At 69.8% G+C, this 8,746-nt stretch carries 5 protein-coding genes and 1 pseudogene; 2 read left to right on the forward strand and 4 right to left on the reverse strand.

Going from position 1 to position 8,746, the window contains the following annotated elements; translation table 11 throughout:
* Positions 1-16: 16 nt before the first annotated feature.
* From JJB11_RS24135 to JJB11_RS24145, 3 genes are all read right to left on the reverse strand, one after another.
* Complete coding sequence (locus JJB11_RS24135) at positions 17-3,517, reverse strand: response regulator (protein ID WP_201177621.1); 3,501 nt, start codon at positions 3,515-3,517, stop codon at positions 17-19.
* A 101-nt stretch (positions 3,518-3,618) separates the two neighbouring features.
* Complete coding sequence (locus tag JJB11_RS24140; RefSeq protein ID WP_201177614.1) at positions 3,619-4,557, reverse strand: SEL1-like repeat protein; 939 nt, start codon at positions 4,555-4,557, stop codon at positions 3,619-3,621.
* A 130-nt stretch (positions 4,558-4,687) separates the two neighbouring features.
* The gene (locus tag JJB11_RS24145) at positions 4,688-5,611 is read right to left on the reverse strand and encodes an alpha/beta fold hydrolase (protein WP_201177616.1); all 924 of its coding nucleotides are present in this window, start codon (positions 5,609-5,611) and stop codon (positions 4,688-4,690) included.
* Between the two features lie 25 nt (positions 5,612-5,636).
* On the opposite strand from JJB11_RS24145, the gene JJB11_RS24150 reads away from it, so the two are divergent.
* Positions 5,637-7,481: an acetate--CoA ligase gene (locus JJB11_RS24150; RefSeq protein WP_201177617.1), complete on the forward strand. Its 1,845-nt coding sequence runs from the start codon at positions 5,637-5,639 to the stop codon at positions 7,479-7,481.
* A gap of 69 nt (positions 7,482-7,550) precedes the next feature.
* Complete coding sequence (locus JJB11_RS24155; protein WP_201177618.1) at positions 7,551-8,600, forward strand: tetratricopeptide repeat protein; 1,050 nt, start codon at positions 7,551-7,553, stop codon at positions 8,598-8,600.
* A 46-nt stretch (positions 8,601-8,646) separates the two neighbouring features.
* Here the strand turns inward: JJB11_RS24155 and JJB11_RS26255 are convergent.
* Positions 8,647-8,746, reverse strand: a pseudogene (locus JJB11_RS26255) (IS110 family transposase); the annotation flags it as partial.

Genomic DNA, 8,746 nt, shown 5'->3' on the forward strand with positions numbered 1-8,746 from the left:
CCCCTCGGTGCGCAGCTCACAGCATGCGCTCCAGCTTGGGCATCCACACGCGCATCAGCGAGAACAGGCGCTCCAGCTCGATCGGCTTGGCCAGGTAGTCGTTGGCGCCGGCGGCGAGCGCCTTCTCCTGGTCTTCCTTCATGGCCTTGGCCGTGACCGCGATCACAGGCAGCTTCTGCCAGCGCGGGTTCTTGCGGATCTCGCGCGTGGCGGTGAGGCCGTCCATCTCCGGCATCATGATGTCCATCAGCACGAGGTCGATGCCGTCGGGGTTCTCCTCGAGCTTGCGCAGCGCCTCGACGCCGTTGCGCGCCACCTCCACCTCGGCGCCCTTCTGCTCCAGCGCACTGGTGAGGGCGAAGATGTTGCGCATGTCGTCGTCCACCACCAGGATGCGGCGGGCCTCGAAGGCCTTGTCGCGGCTGCGCGCGGTGCGCAGCATCTTCTGCCGTTCGCTGGACAACTGGGTCTCGACCTTGTGCAGGAAGAGGGTGACCTCGTCGAGCAGCCGTTCCGGCGAGCGCGCGCCCTTGATGATGATGGAGCGCGAGTACCGCAGCAGCTCGGCTTCCTCGTCGCGCGTGAGGTTGCGGCCGGTGTAGACGATCACCGGCGGGAACGACCGGCTCTCGCCCGCGGCCATGCGGCGCAGCAGTTCCTGCCCGCTCATGTCGGGGAGCTTGAGGTCGATGATCATGCAGTCGAACACCGAGTCCGACAGGGCGGCGAGCGCCTCGGTTCCCTGGGCGGCGGCGACGATCTCGATGTCCCCGTCGCCGATGAGCGCGCGCACGCTCTCCTGCTGGCGCGGGTCGTCCTCCACCAGCAGCACGCGCTTGAGTTTCTGGCTCAGCTTCTCTTCGAGGCGCCGGAACACTTCCTGCAGGTCCTCGCGCGACGCGGGCTTGCGGGCGTAGCCGATGGCGCCCAGTTGCAGCGCGGGCTCGGAGCGGTCCTCCGCCGACAGCGCGTGCACCGGGATGTGGCGCGTGCGCGGATCGGCTTTCAGCCGCTGCAGCACCGCCAGCCCGGTCTCGTCGGGCAGCAGGATGTCGAGCAGGACGGCGTCGGGCACCTGCGCCTGCGCCAGCTCCATGCCTTCGCGCGCATCGTGCGCGACGAGGCAGCGGTAGCCCAGCTCGTGCGCGAGGTCGAACAGGATACGGGCGAAGCGCGCGTCGTCTTCCACGACCAGCACCGTGCGGCGACCCTCCGCAGCCGCCTCGCGGTCATCGGGAAAGCTGGGCGCCGGTGGACGAGTGGGCGCGGGCCCAGCGGGCTTGGTAGCGGCCGGGGCAGGAGTCGCCACCGGACGCGCTGCCTGCTGGTTGTCCGTGCCGGGTGGCACCATGGCGAGCGGCTGCTGGGCGAGGGCGGCCCGGTATTCCAGCGGCAGGGCCACGCTGAAGGTGCTGCCCTGGCCGGGCGTGCTTTCCACCGCGATGTCGCCGCCCAGAAGGCGGGCGAGGTCCCGAGAGATCGACAGGCCCAGGCCCGTGCCGGCGTACTTGCGGCTGGCGGTGCCGTCGGCCTGGCGGAAGGCTTCGAAGATCAGCTCCTGCTGCGATGGCGGGATGCCGATGCCGCTGTCGCGCACCTCGAAGCGGATGCGCCGGTCCGCTTCCAGGGCGACATGCAGCGCCACCGTGCCGTGGTCGGTGAACTTGATCGCGTTCGCCAGCAGGTTGCGCAGGATCTGCTCCAGCCGGTGCCGGTCCGTGTACAGGGAGTCGGGGAGATCGGGCGCGAGCACGACCTGCAAGGACAGCCCTTTGCGGCGCGCGAGCGGCTCGAACATCGATCGCAATCCCTCGCACAGCGACCGCACCGGCATCACCTCGGGGCGCATCTCCAGCTTGCCGGCCTCGACCTTCGCGATGTCGAGGATGTCGTTGATGAGGGTCAGCAGGTCGTTGCCCGCGTTGTAGATCGACTCGGCGAACCGGACCTGCTCCTCGCTCAGGTTGCCCTCCGCGTTGTCCGCCAGCAGCTTGGCCAGGATCAGCGAGCTGTTCAGGGGCGTGCGCAACTCATGCGACATGTTGGCGAGGAACTCGGACTTGTAGCGGCTCGCGCGCTGCAGTTCAGTGGCGCGCTCCTCGAGCTGCGCCTGCGCCGTGCGCAGCTGGTCCCGTTGCTGCTCCAGGCGGTCGGCCTGTTCCGACAGCTGCAGGTTCGTCTGCTCCAGCTCCGCCTGCTGGCTTTCCAGGTGCGCCTGCGACTCCTTCAGCGCACGCGACTGCTCCTCGAGTTCCTCGTTCGCGGTGCGCAGTTCCTCCTGCTGCACCTGCAGCTCCTCGTTGAGCTGCTGCGTTTCCTCCAGCACGTCCTGCAGCCGCTTGCGGTAGCGCGCGGCTTCCAGCGAGGCGCCGAGGATGCCGCTGGCGTACTTCAGCATCTCGCCGTCGCGCGGCGCTAGCGGGCGCAGCAGACCGATTTCCAGCACGCCGGCCAGCCGCCCCTCGTGCTCCACGGGCGAGATCAGCACCGAGCGTGCCGTCGTTGCGCCCAGGGACGAGTTGACCTGCAGGTACCCCGCGGGCACGTCGTCCAGCGCGATCTGCCGGCGCTGCGACGCGCACTCCGCCACCAGCGTGCGGTCCGCCGGGATGTGCTCGCCTGCGGCCGCCGCTTCGGGCGCCCAGCCCCAGCTCGCCGCCCGCGCGAAGCCGCCCGGCTCCGGAACGTACAGCGCGCCGACCGTGATGCCCAGGGTCCCGGCGAGGAATTCGAGTGCGGCGTGCCCGACCGAGCCCAGGTCCTGCTCCCGTGCGAGCTGCTCGGACAGCAGCGACTGGCCCTCGCGCAGCCAGGCCTGTGCCGCGAGCGCCTCGGCCTGCCGCTGTTGCTCCTGGAACGCGGCGTCGTAGGTGCCGCTGAGGCCGAGCAGGTCGCGGCGGCCGCGCCAGGCGAGGACGATGCCCGTGGCCAGCGTGAAGACCGCGAACGCGATCACGGTGATCCACGCGTTGCGGTTGGCCGCGTCGGTGCGCTGCTGGCGCAGGCGCTGCTCGCCCGCGATGAACCGGTCGTACTCTTCGCGCACTGCATCCTTGATGCGCTTGCCCTCGCCGGTGCCGGCGCCGATGCGGTAGTTGGGGTCGGCGCGCATCTGCCCGATGCGCTGGCGGGCGTAGTCGTTCCACGTCGCCTGCAAGGCGAGGATGCGGTCCAGCCGCTGCACCTGCTCCGGTTCGTCCTGCACCATGGCCTTCAGGCCATTCACCTCCGAGCGCACCGCCACCAGCGCGGGCTCGAAGCGGTCGAGGAAGCGTTCCTCGCCGGCGAGCAGGTAGCCGCGCAGGCTGGTCTCCAGTTCCAGGTCGGCGGTCTCCGAGGCATAGGCGCGCGAGATCACGAGGTCGCTGCGCTCCACCCAGCGCTGCGACTGCATGAGGTAGACGATGAGCGTGATGAACAGCAGCGCACTGAGCAGGCCGACGGACAGCGGCAGCGTGACGTTGCGGGTGAGGATGCGGCGGAAGACGCCGGGATCGTTGGGAGTGGCGATGAGCATGGCGCGGCGTGCCGGAACAGGCAAGCCGGCCAGTGTGCCGGGAAATGGCTGGGCCGTGGGCCGGCCGGGCCGGAATCAGCCGCGCTGGCGGCGCGCGGGCGTCAGCGCGGCGCGGTGGCGGCGCCCAGGCGGGTCTGCGCGGTGCGGCTGCCCAGGGTGGCGGCGCGCTGCAGCCACAGCACGGCCTGGTTCGGGTCCTGGGGGACCGTGCTGCCTTCGAGATAGGCCACGCCGAGGAAGTAGCTCATCTCCATGCGGCCGAAGCGGATGCCTTCGTTGGTGGACTTGCCCGAGCGCTTGACGATCATGGGGATGTCGCCCTTGCCATCGGCGAAGGACTGCATCTGCTCGATGGTCGAGTGGAAGAAGCGGTCGCGCTCGGCGCTCTCGGCCGCCCTGTCTTTCTCGGGCGCGCTGGCGATCAGCTCGTCGGCGAGCACGGGGAGCACCTCGAAGGGCGTCATGCCACCGTGGGTGCGCGGCGAGTACCACGCGTGCAGCATCACGCGGTCCAGCGGCAGCAGGCCGTCGACCTTGGTGGGAAAGTAGCTGAGGACGGACTTGCCGGAGGGGTGCCCGCGCACGCCCATCACGTGCATGCTCTCGTGGTACGCGCAGCGCCAGGCGTCGCGGTTGCGCATCTGCATCGCGGCGGAGTCGATCTTCGTCTCCACCTGGAAGTTCAGGAAGGTGACGCAGGGCTGCGCGTCTTCCAGCATGTTGTCGGGGACGATCTCGATGCTGACATTCGCCACCTGGGCGGCATCAGGCCGGCCGCTGACGTCGATCACCTTGATCCCGCCTTCAGCCGCAACTTCCGTCAACGCCTGCAGGGTGTGCTGCTTATGCTGGGCGAGGTTCACGCCGAAGATGCGGACCTTGATGTCCTGCTCCCAGCGGACGAGCCGGGTGGGGGTGCCGCTCTGGTGCCAGAGCGCCTCCCACAACGTGTTCATGCCCTGGTCGAAGTCGTCCGGTTGCGCCAGCACCGGACTGATCACTGCTGCTGCCACCAGGGCCGCCACACCCGACTTCCACATGAGTCACCCCTATCGAAGAATTCCGACTATGGGGTAGGCCTCGTCCTACGGCAAGTGTTGTTACGAAGAGCTCTGCGCCAGCGCATTCCCAACCAAAAAATTTCACGAATTTCCGGAAGGGAGAATGAATTCACGCAGCGGCGACGGCGCGCTCCTCGAGGAATTCCTCGATCAGTCGCGCGACCGCTGCCGGCTGGTCGTGGTGCAGCATATGGCCGGCGTCCTCCACTCGCGCCATGCGCGCGTCGGACACGGACTTCAAACGTTCGTGGTACTCGTCCAGCGTGTAGCGGCCCTGCCACCACTGGCCGAGGCTGTCGTCGCTGGCCTCCACCGCGAGCACGGGCGCGCGGATCGCCTTGTAGATCTCGAGCACCTCGTCGACCCGGAACAGGTTGGCGTTGATGATCTTGTGCGCCGCATCGCCCAGGATGTGCCAGCGGCCGTCGGCCCCCTGCCGCGCCCAGTGCCGGGCCAGCCACTCGGCCTGGTCCTGGCCGAGCCGGCGATTGGTCTTCATCAGGCGGCGGGCGACGCCTTCGGCGCTTTCATAGGACTTGAGCGCCAGCTCGCCGCGGTGGAAGGCCTTGAGCTCGGTGATCCACTTGGCATACCGGCCGGGCGCCTGCGATGCGCGCGTGGCCGCCATGCCGAAGCCCTCGAGATTGACGAGCCGCCGGATGCGTTCGGGCCTGGCGCCGGAGTAGAGCATCGCGATGTTGCCGCCCATGCTGTGGCCCACCAGGTCCACCGGTGTGTCCGGGGCATAGTGATCGAGCAGGAAGTCGAGGTCGGCCAGGTAGTCGGGGAACCAATAGTTGTCGGTCCCGGGCAGCGCCGTCAGGCCGTAGCCGCGCCAATCCGGCGCGATCACGAAGCGGTCCTGCGCGAATGCGTCCACCACGAACTGCCAGGACGCGGCGACGTCCATCCAGCCGTGCACCATCACCAGCGGCGCCTGGTCCGCACGCGGCGTGCCCCACAGGCGAACGTGGTAGCGGAGATTGCGGATCGGGACAAACTCGCTGCGGGAGGCACGCTTCGGTTGATACATTCCGCCGATGATAGGAGAGCGGACCATGGCAGGCAGTCAAGGCAGGGACAACTGGGCGGCGATGCACGCCGGCTTCGGCTGGCAGGTGCCCAAGCAGTTCAACATCGCGCAGGCCTGCTGCGGCCGCTGGGCGGCGCGCGAGGACGCGGCCACCCGCGTCGCGATCCGCGCGCATGGCGACGAGGCCGCGCCCACGCTGACGTTCGAGGCGTTGCAGCGCGAGGCGAATGCGATGAGCGCGCTGCTGGCGCGACTGGGCGTGCAGCGCGGCGACCGCGTCGCGATCGTCATGCCGCAGCGCTTCGAGACCGCGATCGCCTACATGGCGGTGCTGCAGATGGGCGCGGTGGCGATGCCGCTGTCCATTCTGTTCGGGCCGGACGCGCTCGAATACCGCCTGCAGGACAGCGAAGCCGTCGTGGCGCTCTGCGACGAGAGCTCGATCGCCAACGTGGAGCAGGTCCGCGCCAGCTGCGCCGCCCTGCGCACCGTGGTCGGGGTCGGCGCAGCGGGCGCACGCGCCGATCTCGCCTGGGAAGCGCAGCGCGCGCAATTCGCGCCGGACTTCACCCCGGTCACCACGCAAGCCGACGAGGGGGCGGTCCTCATCTACACCAGCGGGACGACCGGGCCGCCCAAGGGTGCGCTGATTCCGCACCGCGCCCTCCTCGGCAACCTGCCCGGGTTCGTGTGCAGCCAGAACTGGTTCGGGTTCCAGCCTGCGTCACATCGTGACCCGCTCGTGGGTCACGATGCCGATCTCACCCTCTCCCGCCTGCGGGAGAGGGTCGGGGTGAGGGAAGACCTTGCCGGGGAGAGCGATGCCGTCTTCTGGTCGCCGGCCGACTGGGCGTGGACCGGCGGCCTGATGGACGCGTTGCTGCCCTCGCTCTACTTCGGCCGGCCCATCGTCGCCTGCAACGCGCGCTTCCATCCCGACACCGCCTTCGCGCTGATGCAGGAGCACGGGGTCACGCACACCTTCCTGTTCCCGACCGCGCTGAAGGCGATGATGAAGGCGTATCCGCACCCGCGCGAGCGCTTCCGGCTGCAGTTGCAGGCGATCATGAGCGCGGGCGAAGCCGTGGGCGACGCGGTGTTCGCGTACTGCCGCGACGAGCTGGGCGTGGTCGTCAACGAGATGTTCGGCCAGACCGAGATCAACTACGTGGTGGGCAATTGCGCCATGAACGGCGACACCGCCGGCGGCGTGGGCTGGCCCGCGCGCGCCGGCAGCATGGGGCGGCCCTACCCCGGGCACCGGGTGGCCGTGATCGACGACGACGGCAACGAGGTGCCGCCCGGTGTCGCCGGCGACGTCGCGGTGCATCGCTGCGACGTGCACGGGGATCCCGATCCGATCTTCTTCCTGGGCTACTGGAAGAACCCCGATGCCACGCGGCGCAAGTTCACCGGCGACTGGTGCCGCACCGGCGACCTCGCCACGCGCGATGAGGACGGCTATCTCTGGTACCAGGGCCGGGCCGACGACGTGTTCAAGGCGGCCGGCTACCGCATCGGCCCGAGCGAGATCGAGAACTGCCTCGTGAAGCACCCTGCCGTCATCAATGCCGCGGTGGTGCCGAAGCCCGACGCGGAGCGCGGCGCGCTCGTGAAGGCGTACGTAGTGCTGGCGCCGCAGGTGCTGCAGGCCCGCGCGAGCGCAGCCCGCGGCGTCGATGACTTCGACGCGCAGCTCGTGAGCGAACTGCAGCTGCATGTGCGCGGCAAGCTCGCGCCCTACGAATACCCCAAGGAAATCGAGTTCATCGAAGCCCTGCCGATGACCACCACGGGCAAGGTCCAGCGGCGCGTTCTGCGCCTGCGCGAAGAAGAGCGGCAGCGCGCGGGCGCTGGCGCCCGCGCGTAGGAGGGGTCTGTCTCCGCCTGTCCTCGCCGTCCCGCCTGCCGTGCGGGCGAGGGCAGCTACTTTCCAGCCATGGCAAGGCACGTGCGCACCCCCCTGCTGGTCGGCCTGGCGCTCCTGGTCGGCGTGAGCGTCGGGGCCGTCGGGATGATGAGCCTGCGCGGCGGCGACGGGCCGTACGCGACCACGCCGGGGCAGGCGACGCACGTGATGGGCGCTGCACCGGCGAGCACCGCGTTCGTGATGGCGGTCGCCGGCAATTGCGACGTCGCCCCGGTGCTGCCGCGGGCGGACAGCGGCGACGGGCAGGACAGCGTGCAGCCCAAGCCGGACAGCGCCGATGCGCCGGAGGTGGCCTCCCTGATCCTGAGGGGCAAGGAAGCCGAGGCGGGGGGCCGGCAGCACGATGCGGAGGCGAGCTTCCTCAATGCCTGCCGCAAGGCGGCCGTCCTGAGCGACGGAGACCCCATCCCGCTGGCCGATGCGATGTACCAGCTGGGGCGCCTGTACGCGAATGCGGGCGCGCTCGGCTCGCCCCAGGCGAAGCCCTTGTTCCAGCGCGCCGAGCGTCTGTACAGCGCCAGCCTGGAGGCTTATCGCGCGCGGTATGGCGACAAGGCCGAGAAGACCCGGTTTGCACGGCAGGGGCTGTTGACGGTGCAGCAGGCCACGGGCGGAAAGGCGCCGGTGGCGATCGCGAAGGCAGCGCCTCCGTCAACGGCTGCGCCGGCACCGGCGGCGGCAGCGTCCCAGGCTGCTGCGACCCAGACCGTTGCCACCCCGCCGGTTGCAACCGCACCCGTGGCCGCGCCGGTGCTGACGGCGAAGGCCCAGTCCGCGCAGGCGGCGGCAACGCCCGCGCCAGCGCGGGTGCAGGCTTGGCCGCCCAAGCCGCGCAGCACGATGCCGCGCAGTCGGCGCGAGGAGCCGGCCCGCGTCGACACGCCGAGCATCGCGCGGGACGAGCCCACGCCGGACACCACTGCCGCCGGGGCCGGGGCGATGCCGCATCCAAGGCCCCAGCGCACGCGGGCCCCCGACCGTGGCGATGAAATTGCGCTGCCACCCGCCACCGCCAGCGGCAGTACGGGCGTGGCGGGCGGGGACGCGCAGTGGCGGTAGCGGCGGCGAGGGAGCGCTTCTGACTTCGTAGATACTGTGTTCTCCGTCAAGCGGAGTGGAGTGCCGGATTGAATGGAAGTCCGGATTTCAACACTCCGTAGGCGATCGCCACCAGCTTGCGCATCAGAGCTCCGAGAACGAGCTTC

Origin of the sequence: Ramlibacter ginsenosidimutans (genome assembly GCF_016654015.1) — a bacterium.
Taxonomy (GTDB): domain Bacteria; phylum Pseudomonadota; class Gammaproteobacteria; order Burkholderiales; family Burkholderiaceae_C; genus Ramlibacter; species Ramlibacter ginsenosidimutans.